Source organism: Pseudomonas sp. FP1154 (assembly GCF_030687245.1).
In the GTDB taxonomy this organism is placed as follows: Bacteria; Pseudomonadota; Gammaproteobacteria; order Pseudomonadales; family Pseudomonadaceae; genus Aquipseudomonas; species Aquipseudomonas rhizophila.
Map to the genome: position 1 here is coordinate 404,385 of NZ_CP117465.1, position 22,750 is coordinate 427,134.

Here is a 22,750-nt window from a genome sequence, read left to right on the forward strand (position 1 = left end):
GCATCGAAAACCAGCACCAGGCCTTCGCCTTATTCGAGAACCCCCATGCCAGAACTGCCGGAAGTCGAAACCACCCGCCGCGGAATTGCGCCCCACCTGGAAGGGCAGCGTGTCAGCCGTGTGGTCGTACGCGACCGGCGCTTGCGCTGGCCGATCCCCGAAGACCTTGATGTGCGACTGTCGGGTCAGCGGATAGTGCTGGTGGAGCGGCGGGCCAAGTACCTGCTGATCAACGCCGAAGTTGGCACCTTGATCAGCCACTTGGGCATGTCCGGTAACCTGCGCTTGGTGGAAGTCGGCATGCCTGCCGCCAAACATGAGCATGTGGACATCGAACTGGAATCCGGCCTGGCCTTGCGCTACACCGACCCGCGCCGCTTCGGGGCGATGCTCTGGAGCCTCGACCCGCTCAACCACGAATTGCTGATTCGCCTCGGGCCGGAACCGTTGACCGATCTATTCGATGGCGAGCGTCTGTTCCAGCTTTCCCGAGGACGCTCCATGGCGGTCAAGCCGTTCATCATGGATAACGCGGTGGTGGTGGGGGTGGGCAATATCTATGCGACCGAAGCGCTGTTCGCCGCCGGGATCGACCCACGCCGCGAAGCCGGGGGCATTTCCCGGGCGCGCTATCTGAAACTGGCGATCGAGATCAAACGCATCCTTGCCCATGCCATCGAGCGCGGCGGTACGACGCTACGTGATTTCATCGGGGGAGACGGCCAGCCGGGTTACTTCCAGCAGGAACTCTTCGTGTATGGCCGGGGCGGCGAGTCATGTAAGGTCTGCGGTACGGGGCTGCGGGAGATTCGCCTGGGCCAGCGCGCCAGCGTCTGGTGCCCACGCTGTCAGAGCTGATCCGTCCTGCGGTCTATAGTCTTATAGTCAGTTGTCATACTGCCTAGCCGAAGGATCGCCCGATGAATCTGCTCCGACCTGTCGTTCTCGCGCTGCTGTTGTGTCTCGGTTTGCCTGCCCAGGCGAACAGCGGCAGCGGCGACCCGCGCTACACCATCCAGAATCCCCCGGCCTACGCCATGATCGGCGACCTGCTGATCGCCCGTCCATTGTTGCTCGCCGCCACCGTGATCGGTGCCGGGGCATTTGTGGTGTCGTTACCCTTTACGGCGTTGGGCGGTGGCGTCGGCGATGCGGGGAAGGCGTTGGTGGTGGACCCGGTGAAGGCGACGTTTGTGCGGTGCCTGGGGTGTGTTGGGGAGGGGTTTGAGCAGGAGTGATGTCGCTGTGGCTGTTGGCCTCATCACGAGCAGGATCGCTCCCACAAGGGATTTTGCTTAAGACATGAATGGTGTCGCCACCACAGAACCCTGTGGGAGCGAGCCTGCTCGCGATGAGGCCGGCACAGCCCCTACAAAACTACCTGGCTCAAACCTTGCCAGTAATCTTGCGATATTTCGCCATCAACTGTTCTTCCGTTTCCGGATGGGCCTCGTCCAGCGGAATGCAATCTACCGGGCAGACCTGTTGGCACTGAGGTTCGTCGTAATGGCCGACGCACTGGGTGCACAGGTTCGGGTCGATGACGTAGATCTCTTCGCCTTGGGAGATGGCCTCGTTCGGGCACTCGGGTTCGCAGACGTCGCAATTGATGCAGTCGTCGGTGATGATCAGGGACATGCAGGCTCCTGCCGGGGCGTTGGGCCCGGGCATCTGAAAAACGTATGTGCGCAATTGTGCCGCATTGGCGAGCGCAGTGCACGCGGGCGCGATGGACTGCGCTGTGCCGGCTGCGAAGCGGACCGCAGCCAGCGGGTTATTTCTTGAAGCGCAGGGTCAACGCATCGGCCACGGCCGGGTGGACGAACTTGGTGATATCGCCGCCCAACGCCGCAATTTCCCGCACCAGGGTCGAGGAAATGAAGGAGTAGCGCTCCGACGGCGTCAGGAACAGGCTTTCGACGTCCGGCGCCAACTGGCGGTTCATGTTGGCCAGTTGGAACTCGTATTCGAAGTCCGAGACCGCACGCAGGCCACGCAGGAACACATTGGCGTTCTTTTCCTTGGCAAAGTGCGCCAGCAGCGTCGAGAAGCCGACCACTTCCACATTGGGCAGATGTTTGGTGACCTCGCGGGCCAGCTCCACACGTTGCTCCAGCGGGAACAGCGGGTTTTTCTTCGGGCTGGCGGCGACGGCGATGATCACATGGTCGAACAGGCGCGAGGCGCGTTCGACCAGATCGCCATGGCCCTTGGTAATAGGGTCGAAGGTACCTGGGTACAACACTCGGTTCATCGCGTCGTCCTGGCGGGTGTCCGTTGGGGAGTCGGATGGTATCGCAGCCTACTCGGTCGGCCAAGTCGGCTGTAAGGTAAGTAAGCACTATAGACAGTGCGAATAATCCGCCAACTCATGGGTTTTTCAAGCGATCGGCCAGGGATGTGGCCAATTGTGCCGTCAGCCCATACACCGATAATTGCGGATTGGCGCCAATGCTGGTGGGGAACAGCGAGCCGTCATGGATGGAAAGATTACTCAATTGATGATGTCGCCCAAGGCTGTCGGTGACGGCGCTTTTCGGATCTTCGCCCATGGCGCAACCACCCATCACGTGAGCGCTGCCCAGGCGCGTGCGGTACAAGGCCAGGTCCAGGCCGTCGATCAGCGTACGGGCCTGGGCCAGGTTTTTCACGTAACGGGCGTCACTGTGCATTGGCATGACCGCCCTGGCGCCGCCGGCAAACTGAATCTCGGCCATGCTGTGAAACGCCCGGCGCAAACCGTCCCAGGCATAAGGAGACACCGCATAGTCGAGCACAGGTGTGCCGTCGCTGCGCAACTGAACGTTGCCGCCGCTGCTGTCCGGGTGAAAACCATCGCGCAACAGCGCCAGCATGGCGTGGGTGTGGGGCAGTTGCGCCATATGCCCGGCGTTCTCGCTGCCAAACCCGCCCAGTAGCGCGGCGGCGAGGGCCGGGTGCAGGGGCGGAACTTCCAGTTTGTAGGACATCTTGCCGGTGGCGCCGTCCTGCCACTGGAAATGATCTGAATAAATCGATTGTGGTGCGCCGTAGAACGGATTGATCACCTCGTCGAATTGACCGGCCGACATGTTTACCAAGTGCAGGAAGGTGCGTTTACCCAGGCGTCCGTGCGGGTCGGGCGCTTCGGAGCGCAACAGCAAGGCCGGGCTGTTGATGCTACCGCCGGCCATTACGTAGTGCCGCGCCTTGACCGTGACGTGCCGTCCTGTCGGTGCCACACAACGTTCGTCCATGGCCAGGCATTCGAGGCCGACAACCGCATCGTTTTTGATCATCAGCCGTTCGGCCCGTGCCAGGTAAAGCAGCGCGCCACCCTTGTCCAGCGTGGCCGGAATGGTGGTGACCAGCATCGACTGCTTGGCGTTGGTCGGGCAGCCCATGCCGCAATAGCCCAGGTTCCAGCAACCGCGCACATTGCGCGGGATGACGTGCCAGCTATAGCCCAGCTGTTCACAGCCTTTGCGGATCACGTCGTTGTTGGCATTGGGCGGAACCTGCCAGGGCGCCACCCCAAGGCGCTGTTCCATTTTTTCGAACCAGGGCGCCATTTCCTCGGGGCTGTGGCCCTTGACGTTGTGCTCGGTGGCCCAGTGATCCAGGGTCTGATCGGGCGTGCGGAAACAGGAGGTCCAGTTGATCAATGTCGTGCCACCCACCGCGCGACCCTGAAGAATGGTGATGGCGCCGTCCTTGCTCATGCGTCCGAGGCCTTCCTGGTAAAGGCTGGTGTAGGCCTGGTCCTCGAGCAGCTTGAAGTCATGGCTGGTCTTGAGGGGACCCTCCTCGATCAACACCACCTTGTAGCCGGCGGCGCTGAGAATTTCTGCCGTGGTGCCCCCGCCGGCGCCGCTGCCGATGATCGCAACGTCCGCTTCCAGGGTCAGGTCCTGGGTCAACTGCGCACCGTTGTAGGTGGTCCAGCCGCGGGCAAGACCTTCGCGGAAGGGGTCGAGTACGGGCATGTTGGTGCTCTCTTATTGTTATGAGTATGTGATGCCCCCTTGTGGGAGCGAGCCTGCTCGCGATGGCGTCGGATCAGCTGCATCTGTATTGACTGACATACCGCCATCGCGAGCAGGCTCGCTCCCACAGGGTTTGGATGTGACTGTTAAACCGTTGGCGGTCCCGGGTATCCACAATGCGCCCAGGCCTCGGCCTGGCTGTACCACGCCATCATGACCATTTGCAGCAACGAGCTGTGCCCCTGGCGAAGCAGGTCCAGCGAGCTGTTTTCCCACCGACCGAGAAATTTCTGGATGTCATCGACGCTGGCGTTTTCCCACGAGCCCCAGATTCCGGTCAGTGGCCCACGGGTAACGCCCAGCGTGAGCACGTCGAATAACTGGTGCGTGAGCTTGAGCATGGATGGGGACAGATGAACCAGGGTGGTGTCCAGGCTTTGCAAGGTCGCTTCAGCGGCGCCAGGAAGCTTTTCAGCGACCACGGAGCCGTCCAGCATCACGGGAATGACGGCGCGCAAAAACGGCAGGTCGTTGTCACGCAAGGCTACAAAACCGCTGGCCGAGCGGCTGGGGCCGCAACCGCTCAGGCTGGCACCCAGCCCGACGGTGACCAGGAAGGCGCTGGCGCCGAGGCTGAACTGCAACAGGCCGCGTCGTGAGAGGGCAGGTGTATCGGTCAGGCTTGGATTCATTATTGTTATTACCCGGAAAGACTGCTGCTAACGGACAAACAACTTCTGGATCAGTTTCTGGAGGGGCTTGCCGTATGGTGGATAAATCAGTTTCGCCGCGTTGAACCGCTGTTTGCTCAGTACGCCCTTGGCCTTGCTGAACGTCAGGAAGCCTTCGTGACCGTGGTAGTGCCCCATCCCCGAGGCGCCAATGCCGCCGAAGGGCAGGTCGTCCTGGGCGACGTGCAGCAGCGTATCGTTCAGGCAAACGCCACCGGAATGGGTCTCGTTGAGCACGCGATGATGTTCGGCCTTGTTGTAGCCAAAGTAGTAGAGCGCCAGCGGGCGAGGCCGCTGATTGATGTAGGCAAATGCCTGGTCCAGGTCCTGATAAGGCACGATGGGCAGCAGCGGGCCGAAGATTTCGTCCTGCATGACGGTCATGTCATCGCTGACGTTGAGCAACAGGCTGTGGGCCATGCGTCGCCCCTGACCTCGATCGAACAACTCGATCAGCAATGCGCCCTTGCTGGTGGCATCGCTTATGTAGCCGTTGAGTCGCGCCAATTGTCGTTCGTTGATGATCGCGGTGTAGTCCGGATTGTCAGTCAGGGTCGGATAAAACCCGCGAACCGCTTCGCGATACGCTTCAACGAATTCGCCGACACGGTTCTGCGGCACCAGTACGTAGTCTGGCGCGACACAGGTTTGTCCGGCATTCAGGGTTTTGCCGAATGCAATGCGCTCGGCGGCGTCTTTGACGGGCACGTCCGCGGATACGATGGCGGGCGATTTGCCTCCCAGTTCGAGCGTGACCGGGGTCAGGTTCTCGGCGGCGGCGCGCATCACGTGCTTGCCAATGCTGGTGGCGCCGGTGAACAGCAAGTGGTCGAAGGGCAACCTGGAAAACGCCATGCCGACCTCAGCCTCGCCGAGCACCACGCACACCAGATCCTGAGGGAAAATGCGCGCCAGCAGTTGTTTGAGCAGCAACCCGGTGGCAGGGGTCGATTCGCTCAGCTTGAGCATCACCCTGTTACCCGCCGACAATGCTCCCACCAGCGGCCCGATAGCCAGGAACAGCGGGTAGTTCCAAGGCACGATGACCCCGACCACGCCCAGCGGTTGGTACACCACTTTGGCTGACGCCGGCTGGAAGGCCACGCCTACCTTGCGCCGGGAAGGTTTCATCCAGCCCTTGAGGTGTCGGCTGGCGTAATGGATGCCGTGCAGGCTCGGCATGAGCTCGGCCAGCAGCGTTTCGTCCGCACTGCGGTGGCTGAAGTCCTGGCTGATAGCGTCGATCAGTGCTTGTCGCTCGTTGCTCAGTAACTCGCGCAACGCCTTGAGCCATTGCCGCCGCTGCTCGGCAGGTGGCATGGGGTGGGCGGCATAGGCCTGGCGCTGGGTGTCGAAAAGCGCTTGCAGTTCGCCCAGGTGCTGTTGAGATTCGCGCAGGTAAGCAACGTCGGCAGGCATGGGCGGGCACCGATAGTATTAGAGTGAGTGTTTTCTAGAGCTTGTGCTCTAAAAAGTCAACCGACATCCGTGACGCCTTTGGGTTTGTCCCGTGACCGATAGGTCGTAAGATGCCGTTCAATGCTTTCGTCGAATTAAAGCTCAAGCCATGGCCATACGAATAAAAACCAGCGAGCGCATCGTGCAGAACAGCCTTGAGCTGTTCAATCAGCAGGGTGAGCGCAGCGTCAGCACCAACCATATCGCCGCCCACATGGACATGTCCCCGGGCAATCTCTACTACCACTTCCCCAACAAGCAGGCGATCATCGCCGTATTGTTCAGTGAATACGAAAACCTGGTGGACAGTTTCCTGCGTCCGCCCCAAGGCCGTGCGGCTACTGTCGAGGACAAGCGTTTCTATCTGCAGGAGTTGCTCTCGGCGATGTGGCGCTACCGCTTCCTGCACCGAGACCTGGAGCATCTGCTCGACAGCGACCCGGACCTTGCCGCGCGCTATCGTCGGTTTTCCCAGCGTAGCCTGATTCACGGCACCGCTATCTACGAGGGCTTCGTGGCCGCCGGTATTCTGAAAATGGACCGGGTGCAAATCGAGTCCCTCACCCTCAATGCCTGGATCATCCTCACGTCCTGGGTCCGTTTCCTCTGCACCACACGGGAAAATTCCAACCATTTGAGCGAGCAGGCCATCAAGCGTGGGGTCTATCAAGTGCTGGTGCTGGAGGCCGGTTTCGTGACTGAGCAGGCCCGCGAAGCGGTGGATGCGCTGTTCAAGGAGTTCTATGTCCCCCTGGCCCAGACCCTGGAAGAAGGGGCGTAAGATTCAAATTCGATCGAGCCACAGGAGCCCGTTATGCCCATTGCGCAACTCATCAGTCCTCAAGCCCTGGAACACAGGCGGTCGCAGCCCGGACTGGTGATCCTCGATTGTCGTTTTGCCCTGGAGGACTCGGACTACGGCCAGCGCAGTTACGCCGAAGGCCATATTGCCGGGGCGTCCTTCGCTGACCTCGAACGGGACCTGAGTGGGCCGGTCACCAAAGGCGTGACCGGCCGCCATCCGCTGCCGGAGCCTGAGGCCCTGATGAAGCGTTTGCGGGCCTGGGGGATCGGCAACGACAGTGACATCGTTTTGTACGATGACGGCCCTGGCGCCTATGCCGCCCGGGCCTGGTGGTTGCTGGCCTGGCTGGGTAAGCGCGCTGGCGTTTATATCCTCGATGGCGGGCTCAAGGCTTGGCATGCTGCCGGTTTGCCCTTGAGTCTCGATCCACCGGTCAACGGTCCCGGGACCTTCAGTGGTTCGCCGGACGCGACCCTGTTGCTCAGTGCCGAGGCGCTTGAGCAGCGTCTTGGTGATCCGGACATGACCTTGCTCGATGCCCGGGCGTTGCCGCGTTTCAAGGGTGAGGTCGAGCCGATCGATCCGGTGGCCGGACATATTCCGGGCGCGCAGTGCGCAGCGTTCACCGAGAACCTGGGTGCTGATGGGCGCTTCCTGCCAGTCGACCAGCTCAAGCAGCGCTTTGCCGAGAAATTGGGAGGACGCTCGCCGACGGAACTGGTGGCCTATTGCGGCTCTGGCGTGACGGCATGCCATAACCTGTTTGCCTTGTGCCTGGCGGGGTATCCGTTGGGGAGGTTGTACGCCGGTTCATGGAGTGAGTGGATCACCGATCCCCAAAGGCAAGTGGCGGTCGGTGACTGAACGCAGGCCCCGCAGGAGATCGCAGCCTTGTTGCGCTCCTCAGCTCCTACAGGACAGGCCCGCCAGCCAACCGGGGATTCGCCGCTCCAGATAATACCCTGGGCGGCGCAAGCTCCCGTCGACAAAGCCCACATGCCCGCCTTGTGCATGCAGTTCAAGCTGGGTAGAGGCGGACAGCTCGCCAGGTTCGGGCACGCTGTGGGGGAATACGAAAGGATCGTCGCAGGCCTGGATGACCAGGGTCGGCGTACTGATCTCGCCCAGAAAGTAGCGACTGGAGGCGCGGCGGTAATAGTCCGCCGCGTCAGAGAAGCCGTGCAGCGGCGCCGTCACCCGTCCATCGAAGTCCCAGAAGGTGCGCATGTTTTCCAGGGGGCCCAGTGCTGTGAGGGTCGCCAGACCCTCGTGGCGTCCGTCGTGCTGGAACTGGCGCTGCTTGTTGCGCACGTAGGCCACCATCTCGCGCATGAAATGGGCCTGATAAAACCTGGAAAATCCCTGTCCGATGCGATCGGCACACTGGTCGAGGCGAAACGGTACCGACACCGCGACCGCTCCTTGCAACTGACTGTCGCCCCCCGTTTCCCCCAGGTGCTTGAGCAGCACGTTGCCGCCCAGTGAATAGCCCACCGCAAACAGCGGTGCCAAGGGGCGGCGGGACCGCAGATGGGCGATGGCGGCGGCCAGGTCTTCGCTGGCCCCCGAGTGATAGCTGCGGGGCAACAGGTTCGGTTCTCCCGAGCAACCGCGCCAGTTCAACGCCACGCTGGCCCAGCCCTGATTGCCAAGAGCCTGTTGCAGGCCGGCCACGTAGGGCGAGTTGGAAGAGCCGGTCAGCCCGTGAAGCACCAGCACCAGTGGCGCGTCGACTCGGTGGGGGCCATGCCAGTCGAGATCGAGAAAGTCGCCGTCTTCCAGCCACAGGCGCTCACGTTCCCGAGCGATATGGATGGTCTTGCGCCACAGCGGTCCCCACAAGGTTTGCAAGTGCGGGTTGCCAAGGCCCAGGGCCGGGACGAAGTGTTCAGATGCAGCAGACACGATCATTTCTCGATGCACTGGCCAGCCGTTCAGCCAACGGCCTCGGCCACACGTTGCCACAACGCGTAATACACCCGTCCGGATTTCTGTTCACGATGCAGGCGCCAGTTACCCGGCAACCCCAATGTGGACGGGGCGGCTTCGCTTTCAGTGTAGACCCAGGCATCGTCGGCCAGCCAATGACGTTCTTCGAGCAGAGTGCAAACGGCCGGCAGCAGGTTCTGATTGAAAGGCGGGTCGAGGAACACCAAGTCGAAAGGCGTCGCTGGCTGGCTGTCCAGATAACGCAGCGCGTCGGCGGTCTGCACCTGACCGACGGTGCAGCGCAGTGTGCCCAGGTGCTCTTTCAGGCTGGAGACCGCCAGGCTGCTGGCGTCCAGCGCCTGCCCCATGGCGGCGCCACGAGACAACGCCTCAAGAAACAATGCACCGCTGCCGGCAAACGGGTCGAGTACCCGAGCACCGGCCACGTAGGGCGCGAGCCAATTGAACAGGGGTTTCGCGTACCCGGTCCGGGGTTGGGCGCAGGCCCGGCGCGTCGGGGAAGCTCAAGCGCCGGCTGCGCCATTGGCCGCCGATGATGCGCAATTGATTCACACCGTTATGCACGGGTTTCTTGCTGGAATTGGATGGGCGGGCCATTAGTGCTCCGGAACCCCGAGCGGTTGCTCGGCAGGTTTTTCAGTGGGTGCCGGCAGCGGCTTTTGCGGCACGGTCGGGCCGGCGGTGACGATGACCATTTTATCCGTGCTCAGGTGTTTGTTCAGCGCGGCCTTGACCTGTTCGACGGTCAGTTCCTGGGACTGACGCATGAAGTCTTCCAGGTAGCTGAGCGGCAAGTCATAGAAACCCATGGCCCCGAGCTGGCCGACGATGTCTTCGTTGCTGGCGGTGGACAGCGGGAAACTGCCGGCCAGCTCGCGCTTGGCGTCATCGAGCTCTTTTTGGGTCGGGCCGTTCTTCAGGTAATCGGCGAAAACTTCCTGCACCAGTTTCAGCGTGCCTTCGCTCATTTCGGCGCGGGTCTGCAGGTTGATCATGAACGGGCCACGGGCCTGCATCGGCGAGAAGCCGGAATACACGCCGTAGGTCAAGCCACGCTTTTCCCGGACTTCGGTCATCAGTCGCGTGCCGAAACCACCACCGCCGAGGATCTGGTTGCCCAGGGACACGGCCGCATAGTCCGGGTCGTCCCGATCGATGCCCAGTTGCGCGAGCATCAGGTTGGTCTGCTTGGACGGGAACTCGATGTGACCGATGCTCGCCTTCGGTTCAACCGGTTGCACGGTCTTTGCCAGCGCCGGGCCCTTCGGCAGTGCGGCGGACACCTGATTGGCAATCGCTTCGGCTTCGGCGCGGGACAGGTCCCCCACCAGCGCAATCACCGCGTTGCCGGCGGCATAGGCCCTGGCGTGGAAAGCCTGGACCTGGGCCAGCGTGATCGCAGGAATGCTTTGCGCGGTGCCGTCACTGGAATGGGCATACGGATGATCACCGTACAGACGCTTCATCAGTTCCAGCCCCGCCAGTTTGCCGGGGTTCTGCTTCTGGTACTCGAAACCTGCCAGCAGCTGATTCTTGATGCGCGCAAAGGAGTCGGCGGGGAAGGTCGGTTTGCCAACGACGTCGGCGAACAGCTTCAGCGCCGGCTCGCGCTTGTCCACCGCACTGAGACTGCGCAGTGACGCCAGGGCCATGTCCCGCAAGGCACCGTTGCCGAAGTCGGCGCCGAGGCTTTCGAACCCCTGGGCAATGGCGCTGACATCCTTGCCCGCTACGCCCTCATTGAGCATGGCGTTGGTCAACAGCGCCAGGCCGGGTGTATCGCCGTCCTGGCTGCTGCCGGCGGCGAATGTCAGGCGCAGGTCGAACATTGGCAATTCCCGGGCTTCGACGAACAACACTTTGGCGCCGTCAGCGGTTGTCCAGGTTTGTACGTCGAGCTGGCGACGGCTGGGTGCCTTGCCGTCCAGTTCGGCCAAAGATTGCAGCTTGTTGCTGGCCTTGGCTTTGTCCAGCGCCTGGCTGGCGTTGGTGTCATTGGATGGCGACAGGTAAAAGGCCAAGGCGCCGATCAGGGCGATCAACACCACACCGATCAGCACAAGACGCGATGATTTGCGCTCACTCATGAGCTTTCTCCTCGGGCAGGACGTGCGCGACGCTCAGGCGCGAGCGGGTGAAATACAGCTGGGCTGCCTTCTGGATATCTTGCGGGGTCACGCTTTGCAGTTCGGCGAGTTCGGTGTCCATCAGTTTCCAGGACAAACCGACCGTCTCCAGCTGGCCGATGGCGGTGGCCTGGCTGGTGATCGAATCGCGCTCGTACACCAGGCCAGCGATGACCTGGGCGCGGACGCGCTCCAGTTCCTCGGCGGTCGGGGCAGTGGTTTTCAACTGTTCGAGCAAGCGCCACAGACCGGCCTCGGCCTGGGCCATTGTCTTGTTTTTCTGGGTGTTGGGCGTGGCCGACAAGGTGAACAGCGTGTCGCCACGGGTATAAGCGTCGTAGCTCGACGAACCGCCGGACACCAGCTCTTCGCCGCGTTCCAGCTGGGTCGGGATCCGCCCGCTGTAGCCGCCATCCAGCAAGGCCGAGATCAGCCGCAGGGCATTGACCGAGCGTTTGTCGGTCGCGGTGGCGATGCTCGGTACGTTGAAGGCCAGCATCAGGCTTGGCAGTTGGGTCTGCACATGCAGGGTAATCTGCCGCTCGCCAGGTTCGGCCAGTTCCAAGGGGATCTTCGCTGGCGGTACGTCGCGCCGGGCAACCGGGCCAAAGTAACGCTGGGCCAGCGTCTTGACCTCGTCGGGCGTGACGTCGCCGACCACCACCAGGGTTGCGTTATTCGGCGCGTACCAGGATTCGTACCAGTGGCGCAGTTCCTCGACTTTCATCCGCTCCAGGTCGGCCATCCAGCCGATGGTCGGCGTGTGGTAGCCGCTGGCCGGGTAAGCCATGGCCTTGAAGCGCTCATAGGCCTTGGACATCGGCTTGTCGTCGGTGCGCATGCGGCGCTCTTCCTTGATCACCTCGATCTCGCGGCTGAACTCCTCCGGCGGCAGGCGCAGGCTGGCCATGCGGTCGGCTTCCAGTTCGAAGGCAACGCCCAGGCGATCGCGGGCCAGCACCTGGTAGTAAGCGGTGAAGTCATCGCTGGTGAAAGCGTTTTCTTCGGCGCCAAGGTCGCGCAGGATCAGCGAAGCTTCGCCGGGGCCGACTTTCGAGCTGCCCTTGAACATCATGTGTTCCAGCGCGTGGGACAAACCGGTCTGGCCCGGGGTTTCATAACTGGAGCCAACCTTGTACCAGACCTGGGACACCACCACCGGTGCGCGATGATCTTCGCGCACCACGACCTTCAGGCCGTTGTCGAGGGTAAATTCATGGGTGGGTTGTGGATCGGCAGCCAAGGCTGAAAAAGGCAGACAAACTGTGCTGAGCAGCAGGCCTGCAGCACGGCGGGCAAGAGCATTCATTCGTGTTTAAACCTGTTGGGCTGCCCGCTAGGTCTTAGCGTCGGCGGGCGAGAGGGTGCTAGGATACTGATCCGTTTTACTGGCGGCCACGCCTATCGGGCCTTTTCTCGGTCCGGGGTTGTTTGGGTTCTCGGAAGAAGCCCTGGGTTTGTTCGTTGATCCCAGCGTTTTCGCCGATGATGCCGTGCCAGTCCTTCGAAAAAATCGACCTTGAGGTGTCCTGGGGACAACTCGACAAAATGTTGCGCGTGAACAAGCTGGGTGAAACGCAGTCTGTTCAGCATCGAATATTTATCACCGAGGCGCCCTGGTGGCGCGTCGCTACCGTGAGATAGCCGTCCTCCATGTTTGGTTCCAACGACGACAAGAAGACCCCAGCTGCGGCTGGCGAGAAAAAAGGCCTGTTCGGATGGCTGCGCAAGAAGCCGCAGGAAACTGTCGTCGAACAGCCGCAACCGCTGCCTGAGCCCGATGCCGAGGCGGTGGCCGAACAAGCTGCCCCGATTGTCCTGCCGATTGCCGAGCCGGTATTGCAACCGGCCGAGCCCGAGCCGGAGTCGAGCGCTGAACCGGTGGCCGAGCAACCGCTGACCCCACCCGAAGGGCAAACCCCCTGGCTGACCTTGCCCGTGGCGGAAGAGCCGGTAGCGTTGGTGGAGGACGCGCAGGCGTCGCATATCGCCCCGCCGATTCCGGCACTGACCCCATCTGTCGCGGCCCCGGCCGTGGAGCCGATCGTCGAAGTGCCAGCGCCTGCCATCATGCCTGTCGCTGCCCCAGTTGCCCCTGAACCGGAGCCTGTTGCAGTTGAATTACCAGCTCTCGCAGAGCCCGCGCCTGCCGCCGAAGAGAACAAGGTCGGCTTCTTCGCCCGCCTCAAGCAAGGCCTGTCCAAGACCAGCGCCAGCATCGGCGAAGGCATGGCCAGCCTGTTTCTGGGCAAGAAAGTCATCGACGACGAATTGCTGGAAGACATCGAAACGCGCTTGCTGACCGCCGATGTCGGCGTCGAGGCGACGTCGGTGATCATCCAGAGCCTGACTCAAAAGGTGGCGCGCAAGCAGCTCACCGACGCCGACGCTTTGTACAAGTCTTTGCAGGGCGAGTTGACCAACATGCTCAAACCGGTGGAACAGCCGCTGGTGATTGCCTCGCAGAACAAGCCGTTCGTGATCCTGGTAGTGGGCGTCAACGGCGCCGGCAAGACCACGACCATTGGCAAACTGGCGAAGAAGCTGCAGTTGGAGGGCAAGAAAGTCATGCTCGCCGCCGGCGACACCTTTCGCGCCGCTGCGGTCGAACAGCTGCAAGTGTGGGGCGAGCGCAACAAGATTCCGGTAATCGCCCAGCACACCGGCGCCGACTCCGCTTCAGTGATTTTCGACGCCGTGCAGGCCGCCAAGGCCCGTGGCATCGATGTGCTGATTGCCGACACGGCCGGTCGCCTGCACACCAAAGACAACCTGATGGAAGAGCTGAAGAAGGTTCGCCGGGTGATCGGCAAGCTCGATGCCGACGCACCCCATGAGGTGCTGTTGGTGCTGGACGCCGGCACTGGCCAGAACGCCATCAACCAGGCCAAGCAGTTCAACCAGACCGTCCAACTGACCGGACTGGCCCTGACCAAGCTCGACGGGACCGCCAAGGGCGGGGTGATTTTCGCCCTGGCCAAGCAGTTCGGCCTGCCGATTCGCTACATCGGCGTGGGTGAAGGCATCGACGATCTGCGCACCTTTGAAGCCGAGCCCTTTGTCCAGGCACTGTTTGCCGAGCGGGAGCACTCATGATTCGTTTCGAACAGGTCGGTAAACGCTATCCGAACGGTCACGTCGGCTTGCATGAGCTGAGCTTTCGGGTCCGTCGTGGCGAGTTTCTGTTTGTCACCGGCCATTCTGGCGCCGGTAAAAGTACCTTGCTGCGCCTGCTGCTGGCGATGGAACGGCCCACCACCGGCAAACTGCTGTTGGCCGGCCAGGACCTGAGCACCATCAGCAATGCCCAGATTCCTTACTTGCGTCGGCAGATCGGCGTGGTGTTCCAGAATCACCAGTTGCTGTTCGATCGCACGGTGTTCAACAACGTGGCGTTGCCCTTGCAGATCCTTGGCCTGTCCAAGGCCGAGATCAACAAGCGCGTGGATTCGGCCCTGGAGCGTGTGGCGCTGTCGGACAAGACCGATCTGTACCCCGGCGACCTGTCCACCGGCCAGCAACAGCGCGTGGGCATCGCCCGCGCCATCGTTCATCGCCCGGCCTTGCTGTTGGCGGACGAACCCACCGGTAACCTGGACCCGCGTCTGGCGGCGGAAATCATGGGCGTATTCGAAGACATCAATCGCTTGGGCACCAGCGTGCTGATTGCCAGTCACGACTTGGCCCTGATCGCGCGCATGCGTCACCGCATGCTCACCTTGCAACGCGGTCGACTGATCGGTGACGGGGAGGCTGGCGTATGAGTGCGACCCGCAGCCCCAAGGTGGCCGAGCGCGTGGCTCCGAAAGCCTCCGATCCGCAGCCGCCAAAGAAGAAGCGCGACGATGACGACGGCCCGGATTTCGCGACACTGTTTCACGCCTGGGTCGAAAGCCATCGCGCCAGCCTGCTGGACAGCCTCAAGCGTCTGGGCAAGCAGCCGATCGGCAGCTTTTTTACCTGCATGGTGATGGCGGTGGCCCTGAGTTTGCCCATGGGCCTGTCATTATTGCTAAGTAATGTGGAGCGCCTGGGTGGCTCCTGGCAGCGTGCCGCGCAGATTTCCCTGTATTTGCAGCTGGAAGCGAGCCCTGCCGAAGGCCAGGCGTTGCGCGAGCAGATCAAGGCCATGCCGGGCGTGGCCGACGCCGAATACATTGGTCGCGAGCAGGCGCTGGAAGAATTCCAGCAGCAGTCCGGCCTGGGCGATGCCCTCAAGGAACTGCCGGAAAACCCGCTGCCAGGTGTGGTACTGGTGACACCCGACGAAGTCGACAAGCCGACCCTTGAAGCATTAAGACAAAGACTTTCCGAGTTGCCGAAGGTACAACAGGCGCAACTTGATCTAGTCTGGGTCGAGCGTCTTGCGGCGATCCTCAAGCTCGGCGACCGATTTGTCTTCGGTCTGACGGTGCTTCTGGTTTCTGCATTACTTTTGGTGATAGGCAATACCATTCGTCTTCATATTGAAAACCGCCGCACCGAGATAGAAGTGATTAAACTCGTCGGCGGTACGGACAGTTATGTACGCAGGCCCTTCCTTTATATGGGAGCGCTGTATGGCTTCGGTGCGGGGATTCTGTCCTGGGGCGTATTGGCGTTTGGCCTGGACTGGCTGAATGACGCGGTAGTGGGGCTGGCCGGTTTGTACGGCAGTGATTTTTCCCTGGCCGGAGTGCCAGCCGCCGACGGTCTGTCGCTCTTGCTTGGCGCGGTGCTGTTGGGTTATATCGGTGCATGGATTGCGGTAGCACGCCACTTGCGTGAGCTTGCTCCAAAATAGTGTTTTTTGCGCGTATTGACCTTTCGGTTTTTGTGGGAACTTGTCCTACGGTTCCCGGTCAATTTTCGCAGTGCTGAACTGCACGAGTTATGTGAGTCGGAGGTTTTTTCGTATGACCACTTCTTTGCAACCTGCTTATGCTCTGGTCCCGGGTGCGAACCTGGAGGCTTATGTGCACACGGTGAACAGCATCCCTTTGCTGACGCCCGAGCAGGAGCGTGAACTGGCCGAGAGTCTCTATTATGAGCAGGATCTTGAGGCGGCTCGGCAGATGGTGCTCGCCCACCTGCGTTTTGTTGTACATATCGCCCGCAGCTATTCCGGCTACGGGCTGGCCCAGGCCGACCTGATCCAGGAAGGCAACGTCGGCCTGATGAAGGCGGTCAAGCGTTTCAACCCGGAAATGGGTGTGCGCCTGGTGTCGTTTGCAGTGCACTGGATCAAGGCGGAAATCCACGAGTTCATCCTGCGCAACTGGCGCATCGTGAAAGTCGCGACCACCAAGGCCCAGCGCAAGCTGTTCTTCAACCTGCGCAGCCAGAAGAAACGTCTGGCCTGGCTGAACAATGAAGAAGTCCATCGTGTGGCCGAGAGCCTGGGCGTCGAGCCGAGGGAAGTACGCGAGATGGAAAGTCGCCTGACCGGCCATGACATGGCCTTTGACCCGGCCGCCGAAGCGGACGACGACAGCGCTTTCCAGTCGCCGGCCAACTACCTGGAAGACCACCGGTATGACCCGGCGCGTCAACTGGAAGACGCCGACTGGAGCGACAACTCCAACACCAACCTGCACGAAGCTCTGGAAGTGCTGGACGAGCGCAGCCGTGACATCCTTTACCAGCGCTGGCTGGCCGAGGAAAAAGCCACGCTGCACGACCTGGCGCAGAAGTACAACGTGTCGGCCGAGCGGATTCGCCAGCTTGAGAAGAGCGCGATGAACAAGCTCAAGGTGTCGATTGCGGCTTGACCTGCGGTAGCGGTAATAAAAAACGCCCCGATCAGTGATGATCGGGGCGTTTTTTTGTGCGCCAATGTTTGACGCCACGCAGATCCCTGATGTGGGAGCGAGCCTGCTCGCGATGGCGTCGGGTCAATCGATGACGATGTCGAATGATCCGACGCCATCGCGAGCAGGCTCGCTCCCACAGGGGATCTTCAGCGCCTCGGCTATTGGGCCCAAGGCGCCCGCCGCGAGTCATTGAGCCCCAGCAGGTAGCTGTCACCCCCCAACTGGCTCATCTGCCGGCGGATCCAGTTCGCGCGCCGCAGTACATAAGGGCTTGGGCGTGCGGCGCTCCATACCCGGGGGTTGGGCAGGACCGCCGCCAGCAGGCTGGCCTGTTGCCGGGACAATGCAGCGGCGCTTACCCCAAAGTGATGCCGCGCCGCGGCTTCGGCACCGAACACACCGTCATCCCACTCGACGCTGTTGAGGTACACCTCGAGGATCCGCTGCTTGGGCCAGAGTATTTCGATCAGCGCGGTAAACCAGGCTTCCAGGCCCTTGCGCAGCCAGCTGCGGCCCGGCCACAGGAACAAGTTCTTGGACACTTGCTGGCTGAGGGTGCTGGCGCCGCGAATCGAGCCGCCACGTCCGTTATGGGTAAGCGCGGCCTGGATCGCACCGAAGTCGAAGCCCCAGTGCTCTGGAAATTTCTGGTCCTCACCTGCGATTACCGCGATTTTGAGGTTGTCGGAAATCTGATCCCAGGGTTGCCAGGTACGCTGCAGGTCGATCGGCTCGCCACCGAACCAGGATTCAACCTTGCGCTCGATCATCAGCGCGGTGAACGGCGGCGGCACCACGCGAAACAACAGCACCAGCACAACGCTGCCGACGGCGAACCAGAGCAGGGCTTTAACGAATCGTCGAAACAATGAACGCAACATAGAGATGGCTTGGCCGAACCCGTCGAGCGGGCCATTATACAGACCCTGTCCACCGAGTCTGACTGGAGTTCTCATGCTGCGTAGTTTTCTGATGCTGGCTGCTTTTTTCGGCTTCACCGGCGTGGCACTGGGAGCGTTTGCCGCCCACGGCCTGAAAAATCGCCTGAGCGCCGATTACCTGGCGATCTTCCATACCGGCGTCACCTATCAGTTGGTACACACCCTGGCGTTGCTGGGCGTCGCGCTGCTGGCCACGCACATCCCCGGACGTATCGTCACCTGGGCCGGGATTTCGTTTGTCATCGGTATCCTGCTGTTCTCCGGGAGTCTGTATCTGCTGACGCTCACGGGCATCAGCAAACTGGGCATTATCACGCCGTTCGGTGGGGTGGCGTTCCTGATCGGCTGGTTGTGCCTGGGGCTTGCCGCCTGGCGGTTGGGCTGACCGCACGGTCCAATTCATGACGAATGGCTTGGGTCGTCCAGACTGATCGGGCTAGAATGCCAGCCCCTAAAAATGATGGCGGCATCCGGCATGCGCATTCAATTGAACGGCGAACCCCTTGATCTGCCCGACGGTGAAACCGTTGCGGCCCTGCTGACCCGTCTGGAACTGACCGGACGCCGCGTCGCGGTGGAGCTCAATCTGGATATCGTCCCGCGCAGCCAGCACGCCGACACCACGTTGAACGATGGCGACAGCGTCGAAGTGGTCCACGCCATCGGCGGCGGCTAGTCCCTGCGGTTTTCCAGTATTTCGCAAGAACCTCACCCCAACAGAGGATTTCCCATGAGCATCGTTCGTAGCGACAAGCCCTTCGTCCTGGCCGGTCGTACCTACCAGTCGCGTCTGCTGGTTGGCACCGGCAAATACCGCGACATGGAAGAAACCCGCCTGGCCATCGAAGCCTCGGGCGCTGAAATCGTGACCGTTGCCGTGCGCCGCACCAACATCGGCCAGAACCCGGGCGAACCGAACCTGCTGGATATCCTGCCGCCAGATCGCTACACCATCCTGCCCAACACCGCCGGTTGCTTCGACGCCATCGAGGCCGTGCGCACCTGCCGCCTGGCCCGTGAGCTGCTCGACGGCCACAACCTGGTGAAACTGGAAGTGCTGGCGGACCAGAAAACCCTGTTTCCCAACGTGATCGAAACCCTCAAGGCCGCCGAAACCCTGGTCAAGGAAGGTTTCGACGTGATGGTCTACACCAGCGATGACCCCATCATTGCCCGTCAACTGGCGGAAATCGGCTGCATCGCGGTGATGCCGCTGGCTGGCCTGATCGGCACGGGTCTGGGGATCTGCAACCCGTACAACCTGCAGATCATCCTGGAAGAAGCCAAGATTCCGGTGTTGGTGGATGCCGGTGTTGGCACCGCCTCCGACGCCACCATCGCCATGGAACTGGGCTGTGAAGCAGTGCTGATGAACTCGGCCATCGCCCATGCCCAGCAACCGATCCTGATGGCCGAAGCCATGAAGCACGCCATTGTGGCCGGTCGCCTGGCATACCTCGCCGGCCGCATGCCGAAAAAACTCTACGCCAGCGCATCTTCGCCGCTGGATGGTCTGATCAAGTAAGAGCCATTGATGACTGAATCGAACGACACGCCTGTCCTCCCGGAAGAAGGCGAAGAGCGCCAACACCGCCGCATCAAGAGTTTCGTGATGCGCGCCGGGCGCATGACCGAAGGCCAGCAACGCGGCCTGGAACAGGGCACGCCGCTGTTTGTCCTGCCCCTGGCCGATGCGCCGGTGGACTTTGACCAGGTGTTCGGCCGCTCGGCGCCGCGCTCGCTGGAAATCGGCTTCGGCATGGGCCACTCGCTGCTGGAAATGGCCGCCGCGGCGCCGGAACAGGATTTCATCGGTGTGGAAGTTCATCGTCCCGGTGTGGGCGCGCTACTCAACGGCGTACTGACCCAAGGACTGACCAACCTGCGGGTCTACGACTGCGACGCCATCGAAGTGCTCAACCGCTGTGTGGCCGACAACAGCCTCGACCGGCTGATGCTGTTCTTCCCGGATCCATGGCACAAGAGCCGCCATCACAAGCGCCGTATCGTCCAGGCGTCGTTCGCTGAGTTGGTGCGCAGCAAGTTGAAGGTCGGCGGTGTGCTGCACATGGCCACCGACTGGGAACCCTACGCCGAGTACATGCTGGAAGTGATGAACGTCGCCCCGGGTTACCGTAACCTGGCCGAAGACGGCAAGTGCGTACCGCGCCCGGCCGAACGACCGATCACCAAGTTCGAACGCCGTGGCGAACGCTTGGGGCATGGGGTTTGGGATTTGAAGTTCGAGAAGGTGGCTTAAACACCAGAAGATCCTGCTGAAATGGGATCCCCTGTGGGAGCGAGCTTGATCGCGATGAGGCCATAACATTCAATATCAATGTTGACTGTCAGGCCGCCATCGCGAGCAAGCTCGCTCCCACATTTCGTTCTGTGCTACATCGAAAATCAGCGACGGTCAGCGACCACCCCAATCAACACCAGCACCACCAATAGCACCGGTGCCAGGCTGTAGTTGTTGAACTGGCTCAAGCCCCGGACGACCCACGGCGTGGCGTAGATCAAGGCCGCGCCGCTGCCGATCATGCACAGCAGGGCGATCAGCGGGACGCGCAAGGCCCCGGCAATATTGCCAAGGCGTTGTTCGACCCAGCCCTTGATGTCGGCACCAAACAGCACCAGCAGACAGCCTACCAATGCCAGGGAGATTTCCGACAGGTTGCTGCGGCTCCAGCGGGACACGGTGGCGAGCAGGTCGAGTACCAGATCCATGGGGTTTCCTTGTGTGATTAGCTCAAAAATTTCTGCAACAGGTCATTGAGAAACAACTGTCCGCGCTCGGTGGCTGCCAGACGTGCCGGTTCGACCCGCAACAACCCGCTTTGTTCGGCCTCGCGTCGGCCTTCAGCCAGACTCTGCAAAGGCAGGCCGGTGCGTTCGGGGTAAAGCCGCGCGTCCACACCTTCGGTCAGGCGCAGCGCGTTCATCAGGAACTCGAAGGGCAGTTCTTCATTGCTCAGGGTTTTCTCGCCGGCCAGGAAGCGTTTGGCTGGGTTGAGGTAGTCCTTGGGCAGGCGGGTTTTCCAGGTGCGCACAATACGCCCGTCCGGATGGCTGAGCTTGCCGTGGGCGCCCGCGCCGATGCCGATGAAGTCGCCGAAACTCCAGTAATTGAGGTTATGCCGCGCCGGTCGCCCGGGCTGGGCGTAGGCCGAGACTTCGTATTGGCTGTAGCCATGTTCGGCCAGCAGCGCTTGCCCGGCTTCCTGGATGTCCCACAGCGTGTCGTCCTCCGGCAAGGTCGGCGGCTGGTTCCAGAACACCGTGTTTGGCTCCAGGGTCAACTGATACCAGGACAGATGCGTGGGCTTCAGTGCAATGGCCTGGCGCAAGTCGCTCAAGGCGTCGTCCAGGGACTGATCGGGCAGGCCATGCATCAGGTCCAGGTTGAAGTTGTCGAACCCGGCCTGACGGGCCATGCCGGCGGCGCGCACAGCTTCGTCACCGTTATGAATCCGGCCCAAAGCCTTGAGCTTGGCTTCCTGAAAGCTCTGGATGCCAATGGACAGGCGATTGATGCCCAGTGCCCGGTAAGCGACAAATTTCTCTTGCTCGAAGGTCCCTGGGTTGGCTTCCAGGGTGATTTCAATGTCATGGGCGAAGGGGATTCGCGCCTCGACACCTTTGAGCAGCCGGCCCAGGGCCTGGGCGCTGAACAGGCTTGGAGTACCGCCGCCGAAAAAGATCGAGCTCAGTTCCCGGCCATACACCGCCTGCAGGTCCTGGTCGAGATCGGCCAGCAAGGCGTCGACGTATTCTTCTTCCGGCAACTGCGGGCTGGCGGCATGGGAATTGAAATCGCAATACGGGCATTTGCGTACACACCACGGAATGTGGATGTACAACGCCAAAGGCGGCAGCACTGGCAGCGGTGCCCGAGGCGTTTGCGCACCGCCATGGATCAGAGGTGCGGGGGACTCATCGATCATTGCAGGCCCAGGCGTTGGCGCAGCAAAGCCATGGCGCGGGCGCGGTGACTCAGCTGGTTTTTTTCCACCGGGCCCAGTTCGGCGCTGGAGCAGTTGCGCTCTGGCACCCAGAACAGCGGATCGTAGCCAAAACCGTGCTCGCCGCTGGCTTCGGTGAGAATGCGCCCGTGCCACAAGCCTTCGCAGAGGATCGGCAGTGGATCGTCGGCATGACGGACGAGGGCCAGGACGCAGACGAACTGTGCGCCGCGCTCGGCTTCGGGCACATCCTTGAGGGCCTCGAGCAGCTTGGCGTTGTTCGCCGCGTCGCCTTTGCCATCTGCGTAGCGGGCTGAATAGATGCCCGGCGCGCCGCCGAGAAAGTCCACCGCCAGCCCGGAGTCGTCGGCCAGCGCCGGCAGGCCGGAAATACGCGCGGCGTTGCGGGCCTTGATGATGGCGTTCTCGACGAACGACAGGCCGGTTTCTTCAGGTTCGACCTGGCTGAACTCGCCAATCGAGCGCAGTTGCACCGACCCGCCGAGCATGGCCTGGAGTTCCTTGAGTTTGCCGGCGTTGTGGCTGGCCAGTACGAGTTGGGTGAAATTCATCATTCGCCGGGGAACAGTTCCTGGTTGAAGTTGAGGGTGTTGATCTTATCGCCCGTTTTCACCTGGATGTTGAAGGTGCGGGTTTCCTGCTGTTTCACCGGGTATTGGGCGATGTAATAGGTCGCGTTGGGTTCGGCCACCTCCTTGAAGTTCAGCGTGACACTGCTGCTGGTAAGGTCCTTGACTGTCCCGCTGACCTCGGCCTTCAAGGGTTTGCCATCCTTGAGTACCGAAACGTTGATCACGCCCTGGGTCTTGTCGCGGATCAATCCGGCGGCGTCGGCAATATCCGGCGTCAGGAAGGTGGAATTGAAGGTGTTGTAGTGCACGGTGATGTCGCCGAACACTTCCTTGCGATCGCTCTTGATGACATCCGCGGCCATGGCTCCGGCGCTCAGGCAGGCGGTAATGAGAAACAACGCTAGACGTTTCATGTCGTGCTCCT

The 22,750-nt window shown here is 61.5% G+C and carries 25 protein-coding genes and 1 pseudogene; 12 read left to right on the forward strand and 14 right to left on the reverse strand.

Features of this window, described 5'->3' with window-relative positions; translation table 11 throughout:
* The first annotated feature begins 45 nt into the window (after positions 1–45).
* Both mutM and PSH91_RS01810 read left to right on the forward strand, forming a co-directional pair.
* Entirely contained in the window at positions 46–858 is an 813-nt protein-coding gene (gene mutM / locus PSH91_RS01805) for a bifunctional DNA-formamidopyrimidine glycosylase/DNA-(apurinic or apyrimidinic site) lyase (RefSeq protein ID WP_047226033.1), read from the forward strand.
* Positions 859–920: 62 nt separating this feature from the next.
* Complete coding sequence (locus tag PSH91_RS01810) at positions 921–1,238, forward strand: multidrug transporter (RefSeq protein ID WP_305467128.1); 318 nt, start codon at positions 921–923, stop codon at positions 1,236–1,238.
* 148 nt (positions 1,239–1,386) lie between these two features.
* Here the strand turns inward: PSH91_RS01810 and PSH91_RS01815 are convergent, their stop codons facing one another.
* From PSH91_RS01815 to PSH91_RS01835, 5 genes are all read right to left on the reverse strand, one after another.
* Positions 1,387–1,638: a YfhL family 4Fe-4S dicluster ferredoxin gene (locus tag PSH91_RS01815; protein WP_047226031.1), complete on the reverse strand. Its 252-nt coding sequence runs from the start codon at positions 1,636–1,638 to the stop codon at positions 1,387–1,389.
* A 136-nt stretch (positions 1,639–1,774) separates the two neighbouring features.
* Positions 1,775–2,254, reverse strand: coding sequence for a pantetheine-phosphate adenylyltransferase (gene coaD, locus PSH91_RS01820; RefSeq protein ID WP_007897855.1), 480 nt, complete (start codon positions 2,252–2,254; stop codon positions 1,775–1,777).
* A 115-nt stretch (positions 2,255–2,369) separates the two neighbouring features.
* On the reverse strand, positions 2,370–3,965 hold the full coding sequence (locus PSH91_RS01825) for a GMC family oxidoreductase (RefSeq protein WP_274090479.1): 1,596 nt from the start codon (positions 3,963–3,965) through the stop codon (positions 2,370–2,372).
* A 146-nt stretch (positions 3,966–4,111) separates the two neighbouring features.
* Positions 4,112–4,657: a twin-arginine translocation pathway signal protein gene (locus PSH91_RS01830; RefSeq protein ID WP_305467131.1), complete on the reverse strand. Its 546-nt coding sequence runs from the start codon at positions 4,655–4,657 to the stop codon at positions 4,112–4,114.
* A gap of 27 nt (positions 4,658–4,684) precedes the next feature.
* Entirely contained in the window at positions 4,685–6,115 is a 1,431-nt protein-coding gene (locus PSH91_RS01835; protein ID WP_305467133.1) for a coniferyl aldehyde dehydrogenase, read from the reverse strand.
* 148 nt (positions 6,116–6,263) lie between these two features.
* On the opposite strand from PSH91_RS01835, the gene PSH91_RS01840 reads away from it, so the two are divergent.
* Positions 6,264–6,935 carry a TetR/AcrR family transcriptional regulator gene (locus PSH91_RS01840; RefSeq protein ID WP_047226027.1) on the forward strand — a complete coding sequence of 224 codons (672 nt, stop codon included), beginning with the start codon at positions 6,264–6,266 and terminating at the stop codon, positions 6,933–6,935.
* A 33-nt stretch (positions 6,936–6,968) separates the two neighbouring features.
* Complete coding sequence (locus PSH91_RS01845) at positions 6,969–7,823, forward strand: sulfurtransferase (RefSeq protein ID WP_305467135.1); 855 nt, start codon at positions 6,969–6,971, stop codon at positions 7,821–7,823.
* Positions 7,824–7,862: 39 nt separating this feature from the next.
* Here the strand turns inward: PSH91_RS01845 and PSH91_RS01850 are convergent, their stop codons facing one another.
* The 4 genes and pseudogenes from PSH91_RS01850 to PSH91_RS01865 all read right to left on the reverse strand — a co-directional run bounded on the left by PSH91_RS01850 (position 7,863) and on the right by PSH91_RS01865 (position 12,344).
* Positions 7,863–8,864, reverse strand: coding sequence for a hydrolase (locus PSH91_RS01850; RefSeq protein WP_047226190.1), 1,002 nt, complete (start codon positions 8,862–8,864; stop codon positions 7,863–7,865).
* Positions 8,865–8,893: 29 nt separating this feature from the next.
* Positions 8,894–9,506: pseudogene (gene rsmD / locus PSH91_RS01855) on the reverse strand (16S rRNA (guanine(966)-N(2))-methyltransferase RsmD).
* Positions 9,506–10,996 (reverse strand): pitrilysin family protein, encoded by a 1,491-nt coding sequence (locus PSH91_RS01860; RefSeq protein ID WP_107321395.1) that lies wholly within the window; start codon positions 10,994–10,996, stop codon positions 9,506–9,508. The pseudogene rsmD and the gene PSH91_RS01860 overlap by 1 nt, the downstream one beginning before the upstream one ends.
* The gene (locus tag PSH91_RS01865) at positions 10,989–12,344 is read right to left on the reverse strand and encodes a pitrilysin family protein (RefSeq protein WP_047226023.1); all 1,356 of its coding nucleotides are present in this window, start codon (positions 12,342–12,344) and stop codon (positions 10,989–10,991) included. The genes PSH91_RS01860 and PSH91_RS01865 overlap by 8 nt, the downstream gene beginning before the upstream one ends.
* A 344-nt stretch (positions 12,345–12,688) precedes the next feature.
* Between PSH91_RS01865 and ftsY the strand changes: the two genes are divergently transcribed.
* From ftsY to rpoH, 4 genes are all read left to right on the forward strand, one after another.
* On the forward strand, positions 12,689–14,131 hold the full coding sequence (gene ftsY, locus PSH91_RS01870) for a signal recognition particle-docking protein FtsY (protein WP_305467138.1): 1,443 nt from the start codon (positions 12,689–12,691) through the stop codon (positions 14,129–14,131).
* Positions 14,128–14,799: a cell division ATP-binding protein FtsE gene (gene ftsE / locus PSH91_RS01875; protein ID WP_024778908.1), complete on the forward strand. Its 672-nt coding sequence runs from the start codon at positions 14,128–14,130 to the stop codon at positions 14,797–14,799. Before ftsY ends, ftsE begins: the two co-directional genes overlap by 4 nt.
* The gene (ftsX, locus tag PSH91_RS01880; protein WP_047226021.1) at positions 14,796–15,818 is read left to right on the forward strand and encodes a permease-like cell division protein FtsX; all 1,023 of its coding nucleotides are present in this window, start codon (positions 14,796–14,798) and stop codon (positions 15,816–15,818) included. The genes ftsE and ftsX overlap by 4 nt, the downstream gene beginning before the upstream one ends.
* 112 nt (positions 15,819–15,930) lie before the next feature.
* Complete coding sequence (rpoH, locus tag PSH91_RS01885) at positions 15,931–16,785, forward strand: RNA polymerase sigma factor RpoH (RefSeq protein ID WP_003177476.1); 855 nt, start codon at positions 15,931–15,933, stop codon at positions 16,783–16,785.
* A gap of 200 nt (positions 16,786–16,985) precedes the next feature.
* On the opposite strand, the gene mtgA is transcribed toward rpoH, so the two are convergent.
* Positions 16,986–17,708, reverse strand: coding sequence for a monofunctional biosynthetic peptidoglycan transglycosylase (gene mtgA, locus PSH91_RS01890; RefSeq protein WP_281459626.1), 723 nt, complete (start codon positions 17,706–17,708; stop codon positions 16,986–16,988).
* Between the two features lie 73 nt (positions 17,709–17,781).
* Between mtgA and PSH91_RS01895 the strand changes: the two genes are divergently transcribed.
* The 4 genes from PSH91_RS01895 to trmB all read left to right on the forward strand — a co-directional run bounded on the left by PSH91_RS01895 (position 17,782) and on the right by trmB (position 20,028).
* Positions 17,782–18,153 carry a DUF423 domain-containing protein gene (locus tag PSH91_RS01895; RefSeq protein WP_047226019.1) on the forward strand — a complete coding sequence of 124 codons (372 nt, stop codon included), beginning with the start codon at positions 17,782–17,784 and terminating at the stop codon, positions 18,151–18,153.
* A gap of 90 nt (positions 18,154–18,243) precedes the next feature.
* Entirely contained in the window at positions 18,244–18,444 is a 201-nt protein-coding gene (gene thiS, locus PSH91_RS01900) for a sulfur carrier protein ThiS (protein ID WP_160893822.1), read from the forward strand.
* A 54-nt stretch (positions 18,445–18,498) separates the two neighbouring features.
* On the forward strand, positions 18,499–19,293 hold the full coding sequence (locus PSH91_RS01905) for a thiazole synthase (RefSeq protein ID WP_003177480.1): 795 nt from the start codon (positions 18,499–18,501) through the stop codon (positions 19,291–19,293).
* A gap of 9 nt (positions 19,294–19,302) precedes the next feature.
* Positions 19,303–20,028, forward strand: a complete 726-nt coding sequence (gene trmB / locus PSH91_RS01910; RefSeq protein WP_047226017.1) for a tRNA (guanosine(46)-N7)-methyltransferase TrmB — start codon at positions 19,303–19,305, stop codon at positions 20,026–20,028.
* A gap of 146 nt (positions 20,029–20,174) precedes the next feature.
* On the opposite strand, the gene PSH91_RS01915 is transcribed toward trmB, so the two are convergent.
* From PSH91_RS01915 to PSH91_RS01930, 4 genes are read right to left on the reverse strand one after another with little or no spacing between them, the layout of a single operon-like run.
* Entirely contained in the window at positions 20,175–20,498 is a 324-nt protein-coding gene (locus PSH91_RS01915; RefSeq protein ID WP_047226016.1) for a DUF3392 domain-containing protein, read from the reverse strand.
* 17 nt (positions 20,499–20,515) lie between these two features.
* Complete coding sequence (gene hemW / locus PSH91_RS01920) at positions 20,516–21,715, reverse strand: radical SAM family heme chaperone HemW (protein WP_047226015.1); 1,200 nt, start codon at positions 21,713–21,715, stop codon at positions 20,516–20,518.
* On the reverse strand, positions 21,712–22,308 hold the full coding sequence (rdgB, locus tag PSH91_RS01925; RefSeq protein ID WP_173407476.1) for an RdgB/HAM1 family non-canonical purine NTP pyrophosphatase: 597 nt from the start codon (positions 22,306–22,308) through the stop codon (positions 21,712–21,714). The genes hemW and rdgB overlap by 4 nt, the downstream gene beginning before the upstream one ends.
* Positions 22,305–22,739 (reverse strand): DUF4426 domain-containing protein, encoded by a 435-nt coding sequence (locus PSH91_RS01930; protein WP_047226013.1) that lies wholly within the window; start codon positions 22,737–22,739, stop codon positions 22,305–22,307. Before PSH91_RS01930 ends, rdgB begins: the two co-directional genes overlap by 4 nt.
* Positions 22,740–22,750: the final 11 nt, after the last annotated feature.